Here is a 21660-nt window from a genome sequence, read left to right on the forward strand (position 1 = left end):
GTACCAGTTAAGTCATTGCTCAATGTTTCGCGGTAGGACTCACCGCCATGACAGAGAAGAATGACGCCACGTCGACCGAGCAGGCCTTTCTGGCGACCACCAGCCATGAGATCCGCACACCACTGAACGGTATTCTCGGCACTGTCTCATTGCTCCTTGAGACAGAGCTCGACCCGGCCCAGAAGGAATATGCCGAGGCGATCCGCGCGTCCGGTTCGCGTCTTCTAGATCTTCTTAACAACATTCTCGATTATGCCCGCCTCGATACAGCCGCCCCGGAACTGGAACCGGAAGTCTTCTGCGTGCGTGATCTGGCCCGGGAAGTCACCGAGCTTCTTTCGCCCCGCGCCCATGCGGTCGGGCTGGACCTCGGTGTCCTGTGCCGACCGGGTGTACCGGCCCGCTTGAAAGCCGATGCCGGTAAGCTTCGACAGATCCTTTTCAATCTTGTCGGCAACGCCCTCAAGTTTACCGAAACGGGCGGTGTTCTGGTTGATATGGACTATCGCCGAGGCAAGCTCGTCTTCAACGTGCGCGACACGGGTCCCGGCATCGCTGCTGAGGACCAGACCCGGCTATTCGATGCCTTCCGCCAGACTTCTGCTGATGATGCGCGCAAGGATGGCGGCGTTGGCCTCGGCCTAGCCATCGTGAAACGTCTGAGTGAGGCGATGGGCGGTTCGATCACGCTGCAAAGCGCCCCGGGCGACGGCACATGTTTCCGCGCTGAGGCGCCCGCCGACATCATCGAAGATGAACGCTCGATCCGCTCGGACAAGCTGTCCGGACTTCATATCGCCTTTGCCGGACTTCCCCCGGCGACTTCACTGTCGGCATGGGGCGCGCTCGAAGAAAACGGCGCCCGGATATCGCTGGTGCATTCAGCAGAAGAAGCCCGCCGCGCCCGTCCATCGCTCATCATCGCGGCTGCAGAACTTCCAGAACGTAGCCTGAAAGCACTCACCGCCATCGCGCCAGTGCTTGTCGTAGTGCGCCCGGCCGATCGCGGCCTGATCAGCCGTTTTCACAAGATGGGTGTGACAGGTTGGCTGGTGCGTCCGCTAAGGGACTCGTCTCTCGTCGAACGCATCCTGCTAGTCTCTAAAGGTGGCAAGGGCGGAGAAGACGAAATCGCTGCCTCAGCTGACGGCCGCGTCCTGATCGCCGACGATAACCCGGTAAATGCGCTGATTGCACGGCGCGCCTTGGAGTCGGCTGGTTTCAGCGTCACTGTGGCCTCGACCGGGCGCGAAGCTGTCGACATTGCCGAGACAATTTCACCGGCTCTGGTATTTATGGATTTGCGCATGCCGATCATGGACGGCTATGAAGCAATGAAAGCCCTTAGAGAGGCCGGACAGACCATGCCGATCATCGCGATCTCTGCTGAAATCAATCCCGAAATCGAGCGCCGGGCGCGCAAGAGCGGCGCCGATGGTGTCGCCGCCAAGCCGCTCGACGCCGAAGCTCTCCGCCGCCTCGCCACAGACTGGACTGCGCGCCGGCAAGGGGCCGCATGAGCGAGACGTCCAAAGCCGGTTCGCCTGACGGGCGCGAGACACTGTCGAGCGCTTTTCGCAAGTATCTGAAGCCCACCATGGCCTTCATGCTGGTTCTTGGCTTTGCCTCGGGCCTGCCGCTCATGATGGTGTTCTCGAAGCTCTCGTTCTGGCTTCGCGAGGCAGGCATCGACCGGGCTTCCATTGGCGGGCTCTACGCAGTCTCTTTTGCTTACTCACTGAAATTCCTTTGGGCACCGGCCGTTGACCGGATAAAGCTGCCCGTGCTGACCGGCCTTCTTGGTCAGCGTCGGGGCTGGATGATCCTCGCAATCAGCGGGACCTCCCTTGGCCTTTTGCTTATCAGCTCAAGCGACCCGGCAGTCGCTCTGACGCCGGTGGTCGTTGGCGCGCTCGTTCTGGCATTTTCCGGGGCGACGCTGGATATCGCCGTCGATGCTTGGCGGATCGAATCTGCGCCCAATGACGAGCAGGCCAACATGGCTGCGGTCTATAATCTCGGCTATCGCTTCGCCATCATGTTCTCCGGCTTCGGCATGGTCATTGCGGGCGCGACCAGTTGGCACTTCGCCTATGCGCTCATGGCCGTTGTCATGCTTGTCATCGGCGCAATCGTGATCTTTGTCATTTCCGAGCCTGAGCGCACCGAGCGCCTGGTTGATGAAAGCAAGTCCTTCGCGGGCAAGGTTAAAGACGCGGTCATCGAACCGTTCTGGCAACTGGTCAGGAAGTTCGGCCTCTGGGCGATCCCTGTCGCAGGCATTGTCACGCTTTACCGGATCAGCGATTTCACGATGGGCGTCATGGCGAGCCCATTCTATGTCGATCTCGGCTACAGCCGTGAGACAGTGGGCTGGATACAGGGCATTCTTGGCCCGTGGCCCATCATCGTAGGTGGCTTTGTCGGCGGGTTTGTTGCCGTCCGCTATAGCCTGATGCGCGCGATGATCGCGGGCGGCGTAATTACCCTGCTGACGAATGGCGCGTTCGCAGCGCTGGCAGTCGCTGCTGGTCCGGACCTCGACATCGTGGCGAACGCGGTGTCGCAAGGCATCGCCCCGCCACCCGGCGCGGAAGTCCACACTCCGACGGTATGGGCCCTGATGGGGGTTATTGTCGCGGACAATCTGGCCGCAGGCTTCGTCGGCTCTGTCTTCATCGCCTATATGTCCTCGCTCGCAGACCGGAAGTTTGCAGCGACGCAATATGCACTACTAAGCTCCGCCTATTCCTTCTTCTGTAAACTTGCAGCCACCACGACGTCGGGACCCCTGTCAGAAGCAATTGGCTGGGCCGGCTTCTTCACGGTCACGGCGCTCTACACGATTCCGCCAGTCCTGCTTATCCTGTTCGTGATGCGCTATGGTCCTGATAGGGCGAAGGGCATTAGGATCGACGAAGCCGAAGACCTGCCAGCCGATGCCGTCGCCAATGAAAAAGGCCCGACAACAGCCAAGAGCTGATATCGGGCCTCTGATATTTTCCACCCAGACGAACTGGGCGATACCGCAGCTTCTACTTCGCCGCAGGTATGTGACCGAGCATGTCGATGTCGAAAGCGGCGAAGGTCGCAAGATTCACGATATCGTTCACCGTCGCACCGAGTGACGCGATCTGTACCGGCTTTTCAAAGCCGAGCAGGATCGGACCGATAACGGTCGCGCGGCTCATCGAGGTCAGGATCTTCGTTGCGATTGCAGCCGAGTGAATGGCCGGCATGACCAGCACGTTGGCCGCATCAGTCAGGCGCGAGAACGGGTAGACCAGCTTGTGGCCCGGGTTCATCGCAACGTCGACCGAGATGTCGCCTTCATACTCGAAGTCGATATCATCGCGCGCGTCCAGCATGGCGACAGCTTCGCGGACTTTTTCGGCCCGCTCACCCATCGGGTTGCCGAAGGTCGAATAAGACACGAAGGCCACACGCGGGGTGAAGCCGAGCGCTTTGACCGAGCTGGCCGATTCACAGGCTATGCCGACAAGGTCTTCTGCAACCGGCAGTTCGGTAATCGAGGTATCGGCGATGAAGATCGTCTTGCCCCGGTTGATGACCATCGACATGCCGATAACCTGCCTGCCGGGGATCGGATCCAGCACGGTCTGTACATCCTTCAGAGCGACGTCATAATTACGCGTGACACCCGTAATCATACCATCGGCATCGCCGAATTTCAGCATACAGGAGCCGAACACGTTGCGGTCCTGGTTGACGAGACGCTGGGCATCGCGGCGCAGGAAGCCCTGACGCTTCAGACGGTCATAGAGGTAATCGGTATATTCCGGGTTGCGGTCCGACAGGCGCGCATTGACGATCTCAAGCGAGCCTTCCGGCACGCCCATCTGCTGCATAGTGCGGGTGACCTGCTCCTCGCGGCCGATCAGGACCGGCTCGCCAAGACCCTGGTTCTTGAACGAGAAGGCAGCGCGAACGACGGATGGCTCTTCGCCCTCTGCAAACACAATGCGGGCTTTCTTCTCACGCACGGCAGCCTGAACGCTCTGCACGAAGGAGGCAGTTGGATCGAGACGGCGCGCCAGTGAGCGGCGATACTCGTCCATGTCCGGAATTTCCTTGCGCGCAACACCCGTATCGATGGCTGCCTGCGCCACGAAAGGCGGCACGAAGCTGATCAGACGCGGGTCGAACGGCGTCGGGATGATATAGTCGCGGCCAAATTGCGGGCGCGAGCCATGATAGGCGGCGGCCACTTCGTCCGGCACGTCTTCGCGCGCGAGTTCCGCAAGCGCCTGCGCGGCAGCAACCTTCATCTCTTCGTTGATCGAGCGAGCCCGCACATCGAGCGCGCCCCGGAAGATGTAAGGAAAGCCAAGGACGTTATTGACCTGGTTCGGATAATCAGAGCGGCCCGTTGCAATGATGGCATCATCGCGCACCTGCTTGATTTCTTCCGGCGTGATTTCCGGGTCAGGGTTCGCCATGGCAAAGATGATCGGGTTTGGCGCCATGCTGGCGACCATTTCCTTGGTGACCGCACCGGCAACCGACAGACCGAGGAAGACGTCAGCCCCGTCCATGGCTTCAGTAAGCGTGCGCTTCTCGGTCTTCACCGCATAGGCAGACTTGAACTGGTCCATCTTTTCGGTGCGGCCTTCATAGACGACCCCGCGGCTGTCGCACATGAGGATATTTTCTGGCCTCACGCCGAGGTGACGGATCAGGCCTGCGCAGGAGAGGCCAGCGGCGCCAGCACCTGAAATGGCGACCTTCACATCTTGCAGCTCACGGCCCGTGATATTGCAGGCGTTGATCAGGCCGGCGGCTGCAATGATCGCCGTGCCGTGCTGGTCATCGTGGAAAACCGGAATGTCGAGCTCTTCGCGAAGGCGGCTCTCGATGATGAAACACTCAGGGCTGGCGATATCTTCGAGGTTGATGCCGCCCCACGTCTCACCAATGTTGCGGATCGTGGTAATCAGTTCTTCGGTGTCATTCGAGAACACTTCAACATCGACGGAATCCACGTCAGCAAAGCGCTTGAAGAGAACAGATTTACCTTCCATCACCGGCTTGGACGCCATAGCGCCAAGATCGCCCAGACCCAGGATGGCTGTTCCGTTGGAAATAACAGCGACCATGTTCCCCTTCGAGGTGTACTCGTAGGCAAGGTCCTTGTCCGCCGCGATAGCCTTCACCGGCACAGCAACACCAGGGCTATAGGCAAGCGACAGGTCGCGCTGCGTAGCCATCGGCTTGGTCGGTGTGACCGAGAGTTTGCCTGGCGTTGGGTGACTATGGAAGTCTAGCGCTTCCTTGTCGGTAAAGGTTGGACGCTTGGACGTCATGGCAGTGGCTTTCAGGTTTGGACTACAGTGTGTCTTCGTCTCTAAGCCGCTGCGGAATTGCCGACAACCCGCGTTACACTGGTTATTTGGCTTGCACACCTCCCATGCGAATCCGTTAGATTTCATCCGATGCCAGACACCGCCACCCGACCCGCGCCTGAAAAAAAGGCACCGACGCCCTTCATGGCGCAATATCTCGAGATAAAGGCGAGGCATCAGGATGCCCTGCTCTTCTTCCGCATGGGCGATTTCTATGAGCTCTTCTTTGAGGATGCCGTGCGCGCGGCTGAGATCCTCGACATCACGCTGACGGCGCGCGGCGAGCATGATGGCAAGCCGATCCCCATGGCGGGTGTGCCCTATCATGCGTCAGAGGCTTATCTTGCCCGTCTCATCAAGTCTGGCGAACGCGTTGCCGTCTGCGAACAGACTGAAAGCCCGGCTGAGGCGAAAAAGCGCGGTTCAAAATCCATCGTGAACCGTGACGTCGTGCGTGTTGTTACCCCAGGCACAATCACCGAGGACACGATCCTGTCGTCGAGACAGGGGCAGGTCCTCGCCGCCATCGCGCTCGCGGCGGGCGGCACAGAGGCAGCGATCGCGGCCTGCGACGTCTCTACTGGCGCCTTCGAGATCATGGAGGTCTCGCCCGAAACGATTGGGGAGAAAGCCGCCAGCCTGCCGATCAGCGAACTACTTGTGACAGAGGATGATGAGGCCCGCCCTCTGGTGCGCCAGGCCCTCGCTTCCCTGCGGATGCCGGTCTCACGCCGGCCATCAAGCGCGGCCAGTTCAGCGTCGGGCGAGAGCGCGCTGAAAGCGGCGTACAGGCTCGCCGCGCTGGACGGATTTGGCAGCTTCACCAAGGCAGAGCTCTGCGCTTGCGGCCTGCTGCTGGACTATCTCAGCCTGACCCAGGCAGGCGCCGATATCCGCCTCGATCCGCCAAACCGGCGTGGCCAGTCTGCCAGCCTCTCCATTGATCCGGCCACCCGCGCCAGCCTTGAGATCGACACAGCCATGAATGGCGGTCGCAAGGGCACGCTGCTCGCCACGGTCGACCGCACGCTGACCGCCCCAGGCGCGCGCCTCTTCGCTGACCGGCTGTCGCGTCCGGAATGCGCGCGTAAAACGATTGAGGCACGCTATGACGCGGTTTCATTCTTCCTTCAGGAAAGCGACCTGCGCAGCGATGCGCGCGCCTGTTTGAAAGCCACGCCGGACCTGGAGCGCGCCCGCACGCGCATCCGGCTGGAGCGCGGCGGCCCGCGTGACCTCAAATCCATTGCGGTCGCCATTAGGGAAGGCGCGTCACTGGCCTCCATGCTGGCAGCTTTGCAAACGGGCCTACCTGTGCTGCTCGGCAGTGCAGTGTCCGCCCTCGACCCGGCGCTGCATGACGACCTCGCCGAGCTTGCGAGCGATCTTGAAAGTGCGCTGGCTGAAGACCTGCCGACACTCGCACGTGATGGCGGCTTCATCGCCGATGGCTGGGACGCCTCGCTTGACGAGTCGCGCTCGCTGCGCCGCGACAGCCGCCAGATCATAGCGGAGCTTCAGGCCCGCTATTGCGATGACACGGGCATCAGCGCGCTGAAGATCAAGTTCAACAATGTGCTTGGCTATTTCATCGATGTGCCTGCCCGCCACGGCGACGCACTCTTGAAGCCGCCGCATGCCGAGACCTTCATCCACCGCCAGACGCTCGCGTCGAATATGCGCTTTTCGACGCCGGAACTGTCGGATCTTGCAGGCCGCATCTCCCGCGCCGAAGAGGCCGCCCAGACCCGCGAGATTGAGCTCTTCCGGGAACTTTGCCTGCGCGTCGAAGGCGTGAATGACGCCATCTCCGCCGCCGCCCATGCACTGGCCGAGATCGATGTCGCCGCAGCCGCTGCTGACTGGGCAGACGCCAATGACGCTGTGCGCCCTGTCCTCGCTGATGAGCCGGTGTTCGAGGCCGAAGCCCTCCGCCACCCGGTGGTCGAAGCTGCGCTGAAAGCAACGGGCGAAGGCTTTACCGCGAATAATTTGAGCCTTGATGCCTCCGGCGCGCTCGCACCGCGTCTTGCGCTGGTTACCGGGCCGAACATGGCCGGTAAGTCGACCTATCTGCGTCAGGCCTGTCTTGCCGTTATTCTGGCGCAGGCCGGTCTCTTCGTTCCGGCAGCGTCGATCCGGCTCGGGATCGCAGACCGTATCTTCTCACGCGTCGGCGCCTCTGATGATCTTTCGCGGGGGCGCTCCACTTTCATGGTCGAGATGGTTGAGACCGCCGCGATCCTCAATCAGGCGACCGAGCGCAGCTTTGTCATCCTCGATGAGGTCGGCCGTGGCACCTCGACCTATGATGGCCTCGCCATCGCCTGGGCGGCTGTCGAACACCTTCACAACACCAATAAGTGCCGCGCGCTCTTTGCTACCCATTATCATGAGCTGACGGGGCTGGCTGAAGACCTCGCCTGCGCCGCGAACCTGTCGCTCCGTGCCAAGGAATGGAAAGATGAGCTGGTCTTCCTGCACGATGTCGCAAGCGGCCCCGCTGACCGCTCTTATGGGGTACAGGTCGCCCGACTTGCAGGACTACCCGCCCGCGCCGTGCGCCGCGCCGAACAGGTCCTCAAAAAACTGGAAACCAAGCCGGACGCTGTCGAAGCGCTGCCACTATTCGCATCCGTCGCTGAAGAATCCGAAGCGTTCAGCCCGGCAGAGGATCACCCAGCCCTGAAGCTGCTCGACGCGGTCAGCCCCGATGATCTTACCCCGCGCGAAGCCCTCGATTTGCTTTACCGCTTGAAATCAGAGCGCTGAACCTGCGGCCATCCACGCCAGTTATGCATTCAGAAATAGTCCGCATCAGGAGTTCTTCTAAATTGACGGTTGCGTTGACCCTGCCTCCAGTCGTCTATCGTTAGATTGAAACGACCGGGGCCCCGCTTTCATGCCTGACATCATCCTGCCGCAGGAATTCCAGATCGCGCTCGTCTTCGTGCTGCTGGTCGCTGTCTTTGTCAGCTTCCTGCGCGAAAAGATTCCGGCGGATGTCGTAGCGCTTCTTGCCATGTCCGCCCTCTTGCTGACCGGCATTCTTTCGGTGCCAGAGGCGCTTGGCGTCTTTTCCAATGCCGCGCCCATCACTATCGCTGCCATGTTCGTCCTGTCCGCCGCGCTTGAGCGGACGGGCGTCATTGCGGCGGCGGGTAACTGGGTCATCCGGATCGCGAAGAACTGGACGCCGCTTGTCGCCGTCATCGCCCTGATGGCCATTGTGGTGATGCTGTCGGCCTTCATGAACAACACGCCGATCGTGGTGATCCTGATCCCGGTCGCCATTCGCCTTGCCCAGACGATTGGCACATCGGCTTCGCGCCTTCTTATTCCGCTCTCTTTCGCCTCCATTTTCGGCGGCATGACGACTCTGATCGGCACGTCGACGAACCTGCTGGTCGATGGTGTCGCCCAGAATGCAGGCCTCGCGCCCTTCGGCATCTTCGAGATAACGGGCGCCGGCATCATCATGGCGGTCGCGGGCATTATATATATGGCGCTCGCGAGCCGCTGGCTGCTGCCCTATCGCGACACGCTGGCAGACCTTCTGCCCACGACGAAGAACCGCCGTTTCATTGCGCAGGTGCTGGTCCCCGTGGACTCGGTACTCATTGGGAAAGCGATCAAGGAAACGGGCTTCACGCCTGAAAAGGGCTTTACCGTTATCGACGTCATGCGGGCCAACCGTTCCCGCCGCGAGGAATTGGCTTCTCTCGTCCTCGAGGCAGGCGACCGCCTCGTCGTGCGGTCCCCGGTGTCCGAGATGCTAAGCCTGCGCGAAGCAGGTGACGTCGCCATCGGGTCCGGCAGCGAAAGCCAGCGCCACGCAATTGAACCAGTACAGACCAGTGAAACTGTCCTTATGGAAGGTGTGGTCGGCCCGGAATCTCGCCTTATCGGCCGCCCCATCGTCGGCGCTGGCCTGGTGCGGCTCTATGGTGTCTACGCGCTTGCCATCCACCGGCGCGGTGAGAATATCAGCCTTGAAGGGCGGGGCATCCGCTTCAATCTCGGCGACACGGTTCTGGTCGAAGGCCCACCGGCCGGCATGCGTCAGATGTTTGACGACCTGATGCTGAGCAATCTGACGGAAACGTCAGAACGCCCGCTGCGCCGTGACAAGGCCCCGATTGCCATCGGCGCCGTCATTGCTGTCATGGCGCTCGCCGCGCTTGGCGTCATGCCGATTGCCGGGCTCGCTCTTATCGCTGCCGCTCTGGTGATCGCTCTTGGCTGCATCGACCATCAGGATGCTTACAAGGCAATCCAGTGGGACATCCTCATGCTTATTTTCGGCATGTTGGCGCTTGGCACGGCAATGGAGAATTCGGGCGCGGCTGCTTTGCTGGTGAATTCGATCGCTGCCCCGATCGGCGTCTTCGGCCCGCTCGCAGCCTTGGCGGCAGTCTACTTTTTAACCTCGGCCATGACCGAAATAGTCTCAAATAATGCGACCGCGATCCTGATGACCCCAATTGCGATAGGCCTTGCCGAGAACCTTGGCGCTGATCCGCGCGCCTTCGTCGTTGCCGTGATGTTCGCGGCCAGCGCCAGCTTTGCGACCCCCATCGGCTATCAGACGAACACGCTGGTCTATACCGCAGGCGGCTACAAGTTCAGCGACTTCGCCCGTATCGGCCTGCCCCTGAACCTCACCTTCTTCGCTGTCGCAATGCTTGTCATCCCGCTCTTCTGGCCGCTTTAGCCGAGCCTAAAGCGGCAGGCCGAACTTTGGACCAATCCACGTCGTGAGGCCGTAAAGCAGCACGGTTAGCGCGCACCCCGCTGCGAGCGAGGGCCAGAACCCGACGCCATTGCGCAACAGGACCGGTATCAGAAGGAACATCGGCAGCGACGGGATCACAAACCAGAATGTTGCGCCGGCATGATCAGCCATCGTCTCTGCATCTGGCTTCTCACTCCATAGCCAGATCATACCGAGGACCGATACAAGCGGGAGAGAGGCTATCAGCGCCCCGAACCCTGGATAGCGCTTGGCCAGCGTCGAGGCGAGAGCGATCAATACGCCAGAGATAATGGACTTGAGGATGAGATAGAGCATCTGTCCATCTCACCCTCAAGCGAGCCTGTTTGGCAATCCTTGTCGTTCCGGCGGACCTAGAACCCGCCCGCTGTTCCATCCTTGCGCATTTCGGTGGCCGCGACCCAGGCGCCAGACTCGAAATCCTTCATGATCGCCTGGTAGCCGCCGCCATTTGCGTCGCAGCATTCGACCGTATAGCCGCGCGCCTCGAGCTCAGCGCGGGTTTCAGATGGGATACCGCTCTCCAGATGCACGACACCCAATTCGTTGATGCACGTGTCGCCGGCATAGTCGTCGGTCGGCTCGCAGCCGCCCGTATGCTCCCAGCGGGCCGCATCGCCAGCTTCCTGAAGGCCCATATCATAATCGATCAGGTTCAGGATGATCTGAACGTGGCCCTGCGGCTGCATGCCGCCGCCCATCAGGCCAAAGCTCATCCAGGGCTGAAACTCGCCCTCGACCTGTTTGTAGGCAAAGGCCGGAATGATGGTGTGGAAAGGGCGCTTGCCCGGCTCGAACGCGTTTGGATGCTCCGGGTCGAGGCTGAAGAGCTGGCCGCGATCCTGGAACATGAAGCCAAGGTCATCTGCAACCAGCCCGGTGCCCATACCGCGATAGTTCGACTGGATCAGCGAAACCATCATGCCGTTCTGGTCAGCGACCGTCAGATAGGTCGTATCGCCTTCTTCCAGAGTCTCGTCGGCCGCCATAGCGGCAAAGTCCATACCCGCATCGACCTGAGACATCGGCGCTGTGAGGTTTATCGCCTGCGCGCGTTCGACATTATAGCCGTCGCGAATGAAGACTTCCGGATCAACCCCGCTGAATGCCGGATCGGCATACCCCTTGGCACGGTCTGCAAAAGCAAGGCGTTTCGCCTCAACTTGCGCCATGATGGAGTCCGGTGACCCGAAGCCCATGCCGCGAAGGTCAAAGCCTTCCAGCATCTGCAGCATCTGCAGCGCTGCCACGCCTTGCGTGTTCGGCCCAAGCTCACAGAGGCGGGTTTCGCGATAGTCGACGCATAGTGGCTCGGTCCATTCGCCTTCATGGGCGGCAAAGTCCTCATAGCGGAGATAGCCACCAATCCGCTCGAAATAGGCGCCCATCGTGCGCGCAATGTCGCCTTCATAAAAAGCAGAGCGGCCTTCGGTGCCAATGGTCTCCAGCGTGTTGGCAAGGTCTGGATTGGTAAAGAGAGAACCTTCGCGCGGGGTCGGGGAGAAGAAGGTCTCCCGCGCATTGTCGAATTCCTCGATCATGCCGCTTGTCGCATATTGCGGGAAGTTGGCGGCGCTGCGGCCCCAATAATAGGCGATGACTTCCGGAATCGGCGCGCCTTCTCGGGCATAGCTAACGGTCGGGGCAAGCAGCTCGTCCATGCCGACGCTACCGAACCGGTCATGCAGCGCGAACCAGCCGTCCACCGTGCCGGGCACCGTCACCGGCGCTGCGCCATAGGGCGGGATTTCCTCGCCATCCATGAATTCGTCGGCGGCCGCCTGCATATCCTCCAGTGTCGCACCCATCGCAGAGCGGCCAGACCCATTATAGCCATAAAGCGTGCTCGTTTCCGGGTCCCAGACGATGGCGAAGAGATCGCCGCCAATGCCATTGCCTGTCGGCTCGACCAGGCCCAGCATCGCGTTCGCCGCAATTGCCGCGTCCACGGCGTTGCCGCCATCTTCCATGACATTGAGCGCGATCCGCGTTGCCAGCGGATGTGCCGTGGCTGCCGCAGCATTTGGGGCGACGACTGAGGACCGCGTGCCGATATCACGGCCCGATGGCATCCGGTCGCCTTCGGCTGGATCGCCATATTCAAACGGGGCTGGCGCATCGCTGGCCGCAGCGGTCTGCGCTTCCGCCGACTGGGCTGCAGCTGTCGCAGAGACCGCCGCCATCGCCGCCAGGAGGAAGGCCCCTCCACCCACAGAACTCTTCAAGTTGGTCATCATCATGCTGGTCACTCCCTATCGACGCGGGGTCTTTCTTCCCCTATCCCTCCCCAACTTGCGGCTAAGACCGCGAAAGGCAAGCAAGCACAGGAACCAGATCGTATCATGGCCTATGAAACGCTTTTGACTGAGGTGGATGAGGCAGTTGCCATCATCACGCTGAACCGTCCCGACGCGCTCAATGCATTCAACAATGCGCTCATGGATGAGCTGACCGAAGCGCTCGACCGGTTCGACAATGACGCCTCAATCGGTTGCATCGTCATCACCGGCTCAAAGAAGGCTTTTGCCGCCGGTGCCGATATCAAGGAAATGCGCGAGCAGTCCTATCTCGACGCGTATTATGCTGATTTCATCACCCGCAACTGGGAGCGCGCGTCCCGCATGCGCAAGCCCGTCATCGCGGCGGTGTCCGGCTACGCCCTTGGTGGTGGCTGTGAGCTAGCCATGATGTGTGACTTCATCCTGGCCGCAGAGAACGCAAAATTCGGCCAGCCTGAAATCACCATCGGTGTTTCACCCGGCGCAGGCGGCACGCAGCGCCTTACCCGCTTTGCAGGCAAGTCCAAGGCCATGGAAATGTGCCTTACCGGTCGCATGATGGACGCCGAAGAAGCCGAGCGCTGCGGCCTGGTTTCCCGCATCGTGCCAACTGACGACCTTGTCGACGAAGCACGCTCTGTCGCCCGCAAGATTGCGTCCATGCCGCGCGCAACCGCGATGATGACCAAGGAAATGGTCAACGCCGCTTACGAAACCACGCTCAGCCAGGGTGTCCTGTTCGAGCGCCGCCTCTTCCATTCCCTCTTCGCCACCGAAGACCAGAAGGAAGGCATGGAAGCCTTCGTCGAGAAGCGCGAACCGCACTTCAAGAACCGCTAGGCGCGCAAGCTAATAAATATGAATGAGGCGCACCCGGATTAGCCAGGTGCGCCTCTTTTAGATCAGCCATCCTCGGACATGATCAGGATTGGCTTGATCGCTTTGCCTTCCTCCATGTCATGGACAGCCTTGTTGATCTCTTCAAAGCTGTACTCACTGACCAGCCGGTCGAACGGGAAATTTCCGTCCAGATAGTGCTGGATGAGCCGCGGAATGAAGACCTTCACCACGCTGTCACCCTCAACACAGCCAATGATCTTGCGGCCGCTCAATATGTGCTCATTAGCATCGAAGTCGTAATCAGTCCCGCCAGGAGGGGCCCCGACTATCAGGAGCGAGCCCCGATTGGCGAGCGCTGCCCAGCCAGCCCTCGCTGCAGGCTTGGCGCCGGAGCACTCGATAACGGCGTCGACACCTTTGGGCGCGATCTCACGGACCATCTCTGGCACTTCGCCCTCATTCGCCTTGATCGTGTGCGTTGCGCCAAGCTCCTGCGCGAGTTTCAGACGCTCTTCCTGCATGTCGATGGCGATAATCGGGTGGCAGCCTACAAGCTTAGCCGCCATTACAGCCGAAAGACCAACACTGCCGACCCCGCTGACTGCGAGAGAAGTCCCGGCGCGCGGGGCGAGCGTGTTGAGGACCGCGCCTGCACCGGTCTGGATTCCGCAGCCAAGTGGGCCGAGAAGTTTGAGAGGCGCCTCGTCCGGCACTTTCACGACATTGCGCTCATGCGCGATCGCGTAGGTGGCAAAGGAGGATTGCTGGAAGAAAGCAGCGTTCACATCATCCTTGAGCACTTTCCCTTCACTGCCGAGGCGCTTATTGAGAAAGTTGAGGTCCGTGAAATCGTCGCAATAGGCAGGGTCGCCTTCCATGCAGGGGCGGCAGTCCCCACAGGAACCATAGCTGAGGACGACGCTGTCGCCTTTCTTCAGCCCGTGGACATGCTCACCTGCCGCTTCAATGACCCCTGCGCCCTCATGGCCCAGCACGACAGGAAAATTTGTCGGCAGCATGCCATCGCGAACAGCTAGGTCCGTATGGCAGAGACCAGTGGCGACGATCCGGATCCGCACCTCATGCGGACCGGGGTCATCAATCTCTACATCAGCCAGGCGAAATTCGGCTTTTGCCTGGTCGACGATGGCGGCGCGGGCGGATTGGGTCATGGCTTTATTCCTTGGGTTTACACAGGTACAAAGCGCACAGTCCGGGGCGCGTTCCTGCGCCTCACCGACGCACCAGGATCGCGCGCTGCGCTTTCTTCAGCCGATACAGCCCATCACAGTTGACGCCGAAGGGGCCTTTGGGTATGTCCGCCGCTTGCGTCCGACGGGACACTCAGGAGTTTTTGATGGCGAACACACGCTCAGCCAAGAAGATGGTGCGCAAGATCGCGCGCCGCACGGAAATCAACACCGCACGCCGTTCGCGCATGCGCCGCTTTATCCGCAAGGTAGAGGAAGCAATTGCGTCGGGCGACAAGTCCGCTGCGCAGACCGCTCTCCAGGTTGCCCAGCCGGAAATCATGCGCGCTGCCGGCAAAGGCGTGCTGCACAAGAATACGTCCTCACGCAAGATTTCGCGCCTTAGCGCGCGCATCAAGGCGATGGGCTAAGTCAAACCCTTTCCGGGTTGTCTCTGAAAATATGCAAGGCCTGCATGAGCGATCATGCAGGCCTTTTTTCGTTGCTTAAACATTGGCGAAAAATTGAAGGTTTTTGGTGTCAAAAACCGGGTTTTTCACAGCATTTCCAAGCCCATTAAGTTGACAGAACAAAATCGGAACATCATGCTGTGAAAACGGCACAAATCGTACCTATATTTTTTTACACAAGCTTACGTGTTTGATTCACCGCCGCTTTTTCGGTGACAGAAATGAGTCAACTCCAGAAGTGCCGAAGATTCCCAAAAAGGCTTGTAGACAGGTTTGGAAGCCCTGTGGTTAACTTCATCCATCGACGGAATTTGATCTCTGTACGGCAGGTTTTTTGGACGGGCTCCACCAGGCTCGAACACCCGAGCTATGATCTGAGTCGACGCGTAGAGAATAGGACAAAACACAGAAAAAAGGGGAAGTTCCTATGGGGCTGCAAGAAGAATCTGGCAGGCACGAGAGTGAGAAAAACACTGACACCCGGCGCGGCGATGATCACAGGGGCATGGATCTATGGCGCACCGTTCTCGAAGACGCTCGACAGGAGACGTCTCCGCATGATTTCGACAAGTGGATTTCAGACCTTCGCTTCGTTGCCGACGACAATGGCACCGTCCTGATCGCGGCACGCGACCAGCTTGCCTATGAGCGCATCAATAGCCAGCACCGCCCCATGCTGCGCCGCGCCTGGCGCAAGGCCGACCCGCGCGGTCGCGCACTCAAGATTGCCTGCTGGAAGGACATTCCAGCGGACACGCGCGACCTTGTCGCCTATCCATGGTCTGGCGATACTGAAGCCGCAGGCCAGGTAGAGACCGCGACGCCGGCTACGTCCTCCCACACCCCGGGACGTCATGGCAGCGCGATGAGCTTTGAAACGCTGATCGTCGGTGATACCAATCGCGCGGCTGTCCGACTTGCTGAAGTCACGGTCGAGAACAAACAGGTCCACGCTGACGTCGCCCTCATCTATGGGCGCCAGGGTACCGGCAAGACGCACATCCTGCGCTCAATCGAGAAAGCCGTCATCCGTCAGGACGATGGCCGCCGGGTTACCTATATGTCGGCCGAAGAATTCATGACCGCCTTCGTTGATGGCGCTCGTGATGGCGATACCCGCCGCCTGAAGTCACAGGTTCGCGACAACGACCTTCTCCTGATCGACGACCTGCAGTGGATCGCGAACAAGAAGAAGACCGATGAGGCCTTCTTTGCGTCCCTGCGCGCCGTGACCGCCGAAGGTGGCCGGGTCATCCTGACCGCCGACGAAGCACCGGGCGACCTCAAAGGCTTTTCCGCCCGTATGCGCGGCGAACTGATGGGCGCAGCGGCTGTCGAAGTTGGCCTGCCTGATCAGGATATGCGTCGCCAGATCGTGAGCCTTCACGCGAACCTCATCCAGCAAGGTCAGCCGAATTTCGAGATCGACGAGGAAATGCGCGAGAAGATCGTCGCCACCGTTCGCGGCCCGGGCCGCGATCTTTGCGGCGTGCTCTACTCCCTGCAGTCGGAGACCCGCTACGGTGAGATTGCGCCAACTTTCGAAATGCTGTGCACCGTGCTTCGCCGCCAGCAGGGCGAGTATCAGGCGCCGTCGCTCGACAACATCAAGCGTGCCGCCATGCGCAGCTACAACCTCTCCAAGTCGGAGATTGAAAGCTCCAGCAAGTCGCGCAATGTCTGCGCCCCGCGCCAGGTCGCCATGTATCTCTGCCGCGAGATGACCGACAAATCGCTGCCGCAGATTGCCCGCTCATTCTGCAAGAAAGACCACACCACCGTCATCCATGCATGGCGCAAGGTGAAGGGTCAGCTTCAGACCGATCCGGAGATGATCCGTCAGGTCGAGCAGGTCCGTGAGGCCGTCTTCGACATCCAGTCGGAAGGCAACGGCTGAACGCCCGCACCCTGAGGCCATATTTCTAAGCAGCGATTGGCCGCACAGGGCTTGCAATTTCACTGATTTTGACAAGTGTACTCGGCCCGTCTTCGCTCAGAAGGCGGGCCGATTCGAGTTTAACGCCCGTCCAGACGGGCAGGAAAGGATGCGGCCCGAACCGGGCCGTTGTAATGGGCTGACGCATGAAGCTGACGATTGAACGAAGTGACCTGCTCAACGCGCTGTCGCACGTGCAGAACGTGGTCGAGCGCCGCAACACCATTCCGATCCTCTCCAACGTCCTGATGGAAGCACAGGGTGGCCAGGTCACTTTCGTCGCGACCGACCTCGACATCGAGGCCGTCGACAGCGCCGACGCGACCATTGCCAGCGAAGGCGCCGTCACCGCGCCAGCTGGAACGCTGTTCGACGTTGTCCGCAAGCTGCCCTCCGGCGCCGATGTCGAGCTGGAGCTTAACCCGGAAAACCGCCGCCTGACGATCCGGTCAGGCCGCGCAAACTTCGCGCTGCCAACGCTTCCGGCCAGCGACTTCCAGACCATGACGGGTGACGATGGCGCTGTGACTTTCGATGTCGAAGCTGCCGACCTTCGCCGCCTCATCGACAAGACGCGCTTTGCGATCTCGACCGAGGAGACGCGCTACTACCTCAATGGCGTCTACCTGCACACCGCCGATGGCGAAAAGGGCAAGGTGCTTCGCGCTGTCGCAACCGATGGTCACCGTCTCGCTCTCGCTGACTGTGACGCGCCATCGGGCGCCGAAGGGCTCGGCGGCGTTATCGTCCCGCGCAAAGCTGTCGCTGAAGTGCGCCGCCTGATCGACAGCGCTGATGGCGACGTGTCGGTCTCTGTTTCCGAAACCAAGATTGTCTTCCGCGCCGGCCGCGCCGTGCTGACGTCCAAGCTGATCGACGGGGCCTTCCCGGACTATCAGCGCGTCATTCCGAAGGGCAATGACAAGCGTCTCGTCATTGACAACAAGGCATTCGAGTCTGCTGTCGACCGCGTCTCGACCGTTTCGGCAGAGCGCTCGCGTTCGGTCAAACTCTCGCTCGACGATGGCAGGCTCACCCTCGCTGTGAACTCGGCCGAAACCGGTCAGGGCCATGAAGAGATCGAATGCGATTATAGCGCGGACGCGATGGAAATTGGCTTCAACGCCAAATACCTGCTCGACGTGACCGCACAGATTGAGGCTGAAGACGCAGAGTTCATGCTGAACGATCCGGCTTCCCCTGCGCTCATCCTTGATCCTGCAGACCCGGCTGCACGCTATGTGCTGATGCCGCTTCGGGTGTAAAGCCCCGCCCCGACCCTCCCCGCACGCGGGGAGGGGGCGATGGTCGCCGCATCCGGGCAAGCATTCCGAAACATTCACTACCGCCAACCCCCTCGCCATTTATGGGGGAGGGTCGGGATGGGGCCTTGTGCCTTCTGGAAATCACGACGGAGTCAGCGTCTAAACTGAAAACATGACCGCCCTTACACGCCTGCGCCTCAAGGATTTCCGCAACTACGAGACACTGTCGCTCGATCTCGACGGGCGCCATGTCTGCCTGTTCGGGGCGAATGGCGCGGGCAAGACCAACCTGCTGGAAGCGATCTCACAGCTTGGACCGGGCCGGGGTCTGCGCAGCGCATCCCTCTCCGACCTCACCCGCCATGGTGCGGACACCGGGTGGACGGTGTCAGCCAATCTCGATGACAGGCGCATCGGCGTCGGTCTTGAGACCGATGGCAATTCTGCAAAGCGCGTGATCCGCATCGACAGTGCCCCCTCCCAGGCAGGCGACCTTGCAGACCTTGTCCGCATCGTCTGGCTGACGCCGGCCATGGACTCCATCTTTCGCGGCGGCGCATCGGACCGGCGCCGTTTCTTTGACCGTCAGGTCATGGCGCACATCCCCTCTCACGGCACGGCCGCGGCCCGCTATGAGCGTGCCATGCGTGAACGCAACGCCCTGCTTGAGCGCGGCCATGTCGATCCGGCCTGGGCCGATGCCATCGAGACCCGTATGGCCGAAGCGGGCGCAGAGCTGGCGATAAACCGGGCGGGCGTGCTCGAAGGCCTGCAGGCCGCTGTCGATGCACGGCCAGAAGGTTATTTCCCCAAGGGCGACCTCTCTCTAGAAGGCGAGGCCGAAACCTCAGCCGCCGCTGGCGAGGATTTCAAGACCATCTTCGAAGGCCTCGTCGAAACCTATCGCAGCATGCGTCGGCGTGATGCCGCAGCTGGCCGCACCCTGAGCGGCCCTCATCGCAGCGACCTCAAAGTCATCCACCGGCCGACCGGCATGGTGGCAGGCGACGCCTCGACGGGTCAGCAGAAAGCGCTTCTCATCGGCCTCATCCTGGCCTCCGCAACAGCGCTGGCAGGCGATGGCGACGGACCTGCGCCGCTTCTGCTGCTGGATGAGGCAGCCGCCCATCTCGATGCCGACAGGCGCTCGGCCCTGTTCGACGAGTTAAGTGCCCTGCCGGGTCAAAGCTGGCTCACAGGCACAGAGCGGTTTCTTTTCGACGCATTCGGTGACCGCGCCCAGCATATCGAGATTGATGCAGGCGGCGCCGCCATTTTGGCCTAGACGTCCCTCCCGTGGCTTCCTAGCTTTACGGGAAGTCTTCGCCTGCCCTTGCGGTCTTGTAATCGTGCCGAGACTTAACACTTCTGGGGTGAGTTAAGCGGGAGCTTCACCCGCAAGGATTGCACGGGGAACGCCGAGGGGATCATGAGCGAAGCAGAGCGTCTGAACGCGCTAGCCGAGACGAACCTGCTCGACAGTGAGCAGGATGAGCGCTTTGACCGGCTGACCCGGCTGGCCGCCAATTCGCTGGAGGTAGAAACCGCCCTCGTGTCGCTCATCGATAGCGACCGCCAGTGGTTCAAATCCTGCCACGGCTTCAGCAGCACAGAGACAAGCCGCGACATTTCCTTCTGCACCCACGCAATTGAGCGGACTGATATCACGGTCGTCCTCGACGCCACGAAGGACCCACGCTTTGCCTCAAATCCGCTCGTTACAGGCGACCCCCATATCCGCTTCTATGCAGGCGCGCCCCTCATTACGGCCGATGGCCATGCAATCGGCACGCTTTGCGTCATCGACTATGAGCCGCGTGAGACCTTCGACGATACGGACCGGGAAATCCTGCGCGATATTGCTGACAGCGTGATCGGCCTTATCCAGCGCGATGAAAAGCTTCGCGAAATGAGCGAGCTGTCGGTCATCAACCGTGAGCTGCAACACCGCATGGGCAACATGTATGCCCACGTCTCGTCGCTTATCTCGCTGCTCGACAAGGCAGACCTCGAACATGAGGAATACGTCTCGCGCCTGCGCGAGAAAGTGAACGCGCTCGCCCTCACCCAGTCGCTTATCGCCTCTAGCGGCACGGAATCTGTTTCGATGCGTGAGCTTGCACAGAAAACCCTGGCCGCTTTCGAGGCCGGGGCTGGCGAACCTGTCGTGCAAGTCGAGGCGGAGAGCGATTTCGACATCACCCCCCGTGCGGCCTTCGCCATGTCCCTCATGCTGCATGAGCTTGGTATCAACTCGGTCAAGCATGGCGCGCTCGGCGGCGAAGGCGGGCAGGCCCGTTTCGGCTGGTCGTCCGGCGAAGAGCTCCAGTTCTCCTGGGAAGAAAGCCTCAAGAAACCGCGCGTCGATACCAGCGTGAAGAAAGCCAAGGGCGGCTTTGGCAGCGTCATCCTGAAGCGGATCGCACCGAAGACGTTTGGCGGCGAGGCCGAGGTCGACATCCAGCCCGGCAGCTATCGCTACACCGTCTCGGCTCTTCCAGAGCGCATTCTGGCCTCTGAGCAGACCTGAACACCCATCCTAATCACTCCGAGCCAGGGTATCGCTTGCTTCTGTCAGGGTGCCTGCGCCAAAAGCATGCTGAACCACTGACAGACAGGAGCCGACCGGCCATGAGCGAGCATATCAAATCTCACCTCGAAGATTATGTCCTGACCCTCACCATTGCGCGTCCGGAGCGCAAGAACGCGCTGACGCAGGCCATGTATGGCGCGATGGCGGATGCGGTGAACGGTGCCAATAACGACAAGTCGATCCGCGCCATCATCATCACCGGCGAAGGCGACATGTTCACCGCTGGCAATGACCTGTCTGACTTTGCGTCCATCGACGAACGCGAAAGCGGCACGCCGCCCGTTACCCGCTTCCTCAACGCCATTCGCGACGCAGAAAAACCGCTGATCGCCGCCGTGAACGGCCCCGCGATTGGCGTTGGCCTGACCATGCTGCTGCATTGCGACATCTCCTTTGCCGCTGAGAGCGCAAATCTCCGCGCGCCATTCACCCAGCTCGGCCTTGTTCCAGAGGCTGGCTCCTCGCTCACCCTGCCCGCCGTTGTCGGCCGCTCCATGGCCAATGAAGTACTGCTCGCCGGGCGTATCCTGAGCGCCAGTGAAGCGCTCGCCTGCGGGCTGGTCTCCCGCGTGACAGCTGATGCCGACCTGATGAAGACGGCCATGGACACAGCGCGCAAGATTGCGGCCTCTCCGCCAAACGCGGTCCTGAAATCCAAGGCGCTGATCAACCATTCGCGCGACGCCATCGCCAACCAGATGCGCGCCGAAGGCGAGATTTTCGCCGCCCAGCTCCAGTCCGCAGAGTTCGCCGAAGCGGCTGCAGCCTTCCGCGACAAACGCGCGCCTGTCTTCAAGGATTAGGCCGCCTCAGCCCGCTTTCGGTATCATTCCGGCGGGGCCTGCGGAAACTTTTTGCAGGCCCCGCCATGAGCTTCTGCAAGCCCCTGAAAACACACCGGATTACCGGGCGCCAAAACCGTGCGGCGATTTCCCTTTCTGACACAAATC

At 60.7% G+C, this 21660-nt stretch carries 15 protein-coding genes; 11 read left to right on the plus strand and 4 right to left on the minus strand.

All coding sequences use genetic code 11. From position 1 onward, the window contains the following. Positions 1–47 precede the first annotated feature (47 nt). Together O4G74_RS00780 and O4G74_RS00785 are read left to right on the plus strand one after the other, a co-directional pair. A complete protein-coding gene (locus tag O4G74_RS00780; RefSeq protein WP_269400772.1) occupies positions 48–1520 on the plus strand; it encodes an ATP-binding protein in 1473 nt (490 codons plus the stop codon). Next, entirely contained in the window at positions 1517–2983 is a 1467-nt protein-coding gene (locus O4G74_RS00785) for an AmpG family muropeptide MFS transporter (RefSeq protein WP_269400773.1), read from the plus strand. The genes O4G74_RS00780 and O4G74_RS00785 overlap by 4 nt, the downstream gene beginning before the upstream one ends. A 52-nt stretch (positions 2984–3035) precedes the next feature. Here the strand turns inward: O4G74_RS00785 and O4G74_RS00790 are convergent, their stop codons facing one another. Further along, the gene (locus O4G74_RS00790) at positions 3036–5324 is read right to left on the minus strand and encodes an NADP-dependent malic enzyme (RefSeq protein WP_269400774.1); all 2289 of its coding nucleotides are present in this window, start codon (positions 5322–5324) and stop codon (positions 3036–3038) included. Between the two features lie 129 nt (positions 5325–5453). Here O4G74_RS00790 and mutS point away from each other — a divergent pair, with 129 nt between their 5' ends. Together mutS and O4G74_RS00800 are read left to right on the plus strand one after the other, a co-directional pair. Continuing rightward, the gene (gene mutS / locus O4G74_RS00795; protein ID WP_269400775.1) at positions 5454–8135 is read left to right on the plus strand and encodes a DNA mismatch repair protein MutS; all 2682 of its coding nucleotides are present in this window, start codon (positions 5454–5456) and stop codon (positions 8133–8135) included. A 130-nt stretch (positions 8136–8265) separates the two neighbouring features. Continuing rightward, the gene (locus tag O4G74_RS00800) at positions 8266–10077 is read left to right on the plus strand and encodes an SLC13 family permease (protein ID WP_269400776.1); all 1812 of its coding nucleotides are present in this window, start codon (positions 8266–8268) and stop codon (positions 10075–10077) included. A gap of 6 nt (positions 10078–10083) precedes the next feature. On the opposite strand, the gene O4G74_RS00805 is transcribed toward O4G74_RS00800, so the two are convergent. Then, the gene (locus tag O4G74_RS00805; protein ID WP_269400777.1) at positions 10084–10434 is read right to left on the minus strand and encodes a DUF3147 family protein; all 351 of its coding nucleotides are present in this window, start codon (positions 10432–10434) and stop codon (positions 10084–10086) included. A gap of 56 nt (positions 10435–10490) precedes the next feature. Further along, positions 10491–12374 (minus strand): gamma-glutamyltransferase family protein, encoded by a 1884-nt coding sequence (locus O4G74_RS00810; RefSeq protein WP_419715360.1) that lies wholly within the window; start codon positions 12372–12374, stop codon positions 10491–10493. A 105-nt stretch (positions 12375–12479) separates the two neighbouring features. Between O4G74_RS00810 and O4G74_RS00815 the strand changes: the two genes are divergently transcribed. Continuing rightward, positions 12480–13256 (plus strand): enoyl-CoA hydratase, encoded by a 777-nt coding sequence (locus O4G74_RS00815; protein ID WP_119379695.1) that lies wholly within the window; start codon positions 12480–12482, stop codon positions 13254–13256. Between the two features lie 62 nt (positions 13257–13318). Here the strand turns inward: O4G74_RS00815 and O4G74_RS00820 are convergent, their stop codons facing one another. Next, entirely contained in the window at positions 13319–14428 is a 1110-nt protein-coding gene (locus O4G74_RS00820) for an NAD(P)-dependent alcohol dehydrogenase (RefSeq protein ID WP_269400779.1), read from the minus strand. Positions 14429–14613: 185 nt separating this feature from the next. On the opposite strand from O4G74_RS00820, the gene rpsT reads away from it, so the two are divergent. The 6 genes from rpsT (at position 14614) to O4G74_RS00850 (ending at position 21513) form a co-directional block, all read left to right on the plus strand. Beyond that, on the plus strand, positions 14614–14877 hold the full coding sequence (gene rpsT, locus O4G74_RS00825) for a 30S ribosomal protein S20 (RefSeq protein ID WP_119379693.1): 264 nt from the start codon (positions 14614–14616) through the stop codon (positions 14875–14877). Between the two features lie 466 nt (positions 14878–15343). Further along, positions 15344–16813, plus strand: coding sequence for a DnaA ATPase domain-containing protein (locus O4G74_RS00830; protein ID WP_269400780.1), 1470 nt, complete (start codon positions 15344–15346; stop codon positions 16811–16813). 185 nt (positions 16814–16998) lie between these two features. Then, positions 16999–18117, plus strand: coding sequence for a DNA polymerase III subunit beta (gene dnaN, locus O4G74_RS00835; protein ID WP_269400781.1), 1119 nt, complete (start codon positions 16999–17001; stop codon positions 18115–18117). 172 nt (positions 18118–18289) lie between these two features. Beyond that, a complete protein-coding gene (recF, locus tag O4G74_RS00840; protein ID WP_269400782.1) occupies positions 18290–19402 on the plus strand; it encodes a DNA replication/repair protein RecF in 1113 nt (370 codons plus the stop codon). Between the two features lie 144 nt (positions 19403–19546). Further along, complete coding sequence (locus O4G74_RS00845; protein ID WP_269400783.1) at positions 19547–20647, plus strand: sensor histidine kinase; 1101 nt, start codon at positions 19547–19549, stop codon at positions 20645–20647. 101 nt (positions 20648–20748) lie between these two features. Beyond that, positions 20749–21513, plus strand: a complete 765-nt coding sequence (locus tag O4G74_RS00850) for an enoyl-CoA hydratase-related protein (RefSeq protein ID WP_269400784.1) — start codon at positions 20749–20751, stop codon at positions 21511–21513. Positions 21514–21660 lie beyond the last annotated feature (147 nt).

Origin of the sequence: Henriciella marina (assembly GCF_027213945.1) — a bacterium.
GTDB classification, from domain to species: Bacteria; Pseudomonadota; Alphaproteobacteria; order Caulobacterales; family Hyphomonadaceae; genus Henriciella; species Henriciella marina_A.

Bases quoted from the DNA above. Each gene is read 5' to 3' on its own strand.
- O4G74_RS00780 (WP_269400772.1), top strand. From the start codon at position 48: ATGACAGAGAAGAATGACGCCACGTCGACCGAGCAGGCCTTTCTGGCG.
- O4G74_RS00785 (WP_269400773.1), top strand. From the start codon at position 1,517: ATGAGCGAGACGTCCAAAGCCGGTTCGCCTGACGGGCGCGAGACACTG.
- O4G74_RS00790 (WP_269400774.1), bottom strand. From the start codon at position 5,324: ATGACGTCCAAGCGTCCAACCTTTACCGACAAGGAAGCGCTAGACTTC.
- mutS (WP_269400775.1), top strand. From the start codon at position 5,454: ATGCCAGACACCGCCACCCGACCCGCGCCTGAAAAAAAGGCACCGACG.
- O4G74_RS00800 (WP_269400776.1), top strand. From the start codon at position 8,266: ATGCCTGACATCATCCTGCCGCAGGAATTCCAGATCGCGCTCGTCTTC.
- O4G74_RS00805 (WP_269400777.1), bottom strand. From the start codon at position 10,434: ATGCTCTATCTCATCCTCAAGTCCATTATCTCTGGCGTATTGATCGCT.
- O4G74_RS00810 (WP_419715360.1), bottom strand. From the start codon at position 12,374: ATGATGACCAACTTGAAGAGTTCTGTGGGTGGAGGGGCCTTCCTCCTG.
- O4G74_RS00815 (WP_119379695.1), top strand. From the start codon at position 12,480: ATGGCCTATGAAACGCTTTTGACTGAGGTGGATGAGGCAGTTGCCATC.
- O4G74_RS00820 (WP_269400779.1), bottom strand. From the start codon at position 14,428: ATGACCCAATCCGCCCGCGCCGCCATCGTCGACCAGGCAAAAGCCGAA.
- rpsT (WP_119379693.1), top strand. From the start codon at position 14,614: ATGGCGAACACACGCTCAGCCAAGAAGATGGTGCGCAAGATCGCGCGC.
- O4G74_RS00830 (WP_269400780.1), top strand. From the start codon at position 15,344: ATGGGGCTGCAAGAAGAATCTGGCAGGCACGAGAGTGAGAAAAACACT.
- dnaN (WP_269400781.1), top strand. From the start codon at position 16,999: ATGAAGCTGACGATTGAACGAAGTGACCTGCTCAACGCGCTGTCGCAC.
- recF (WP_269400782.1), top strand. From the start codon at position 18,290: ATGACCGCCCTTACACGCCTGCGCCTCAAGGATTTCCGCAACTACGAG.
- O4G74_RS00845 (WP_269400783.1), top strand. From the start codon at position 19,547: ATGAGCGAAGCAGAGCGTCTGAACGCGCTAGCCGAGACGAACCTGCTC.
- O4G74_RS00850 (WP_269400784.1), top strand. From the start codon at position 20,749: ATGAGCGAGCATATCAAATCTCACCTCGAAGATTATGTCCTGACCCTC.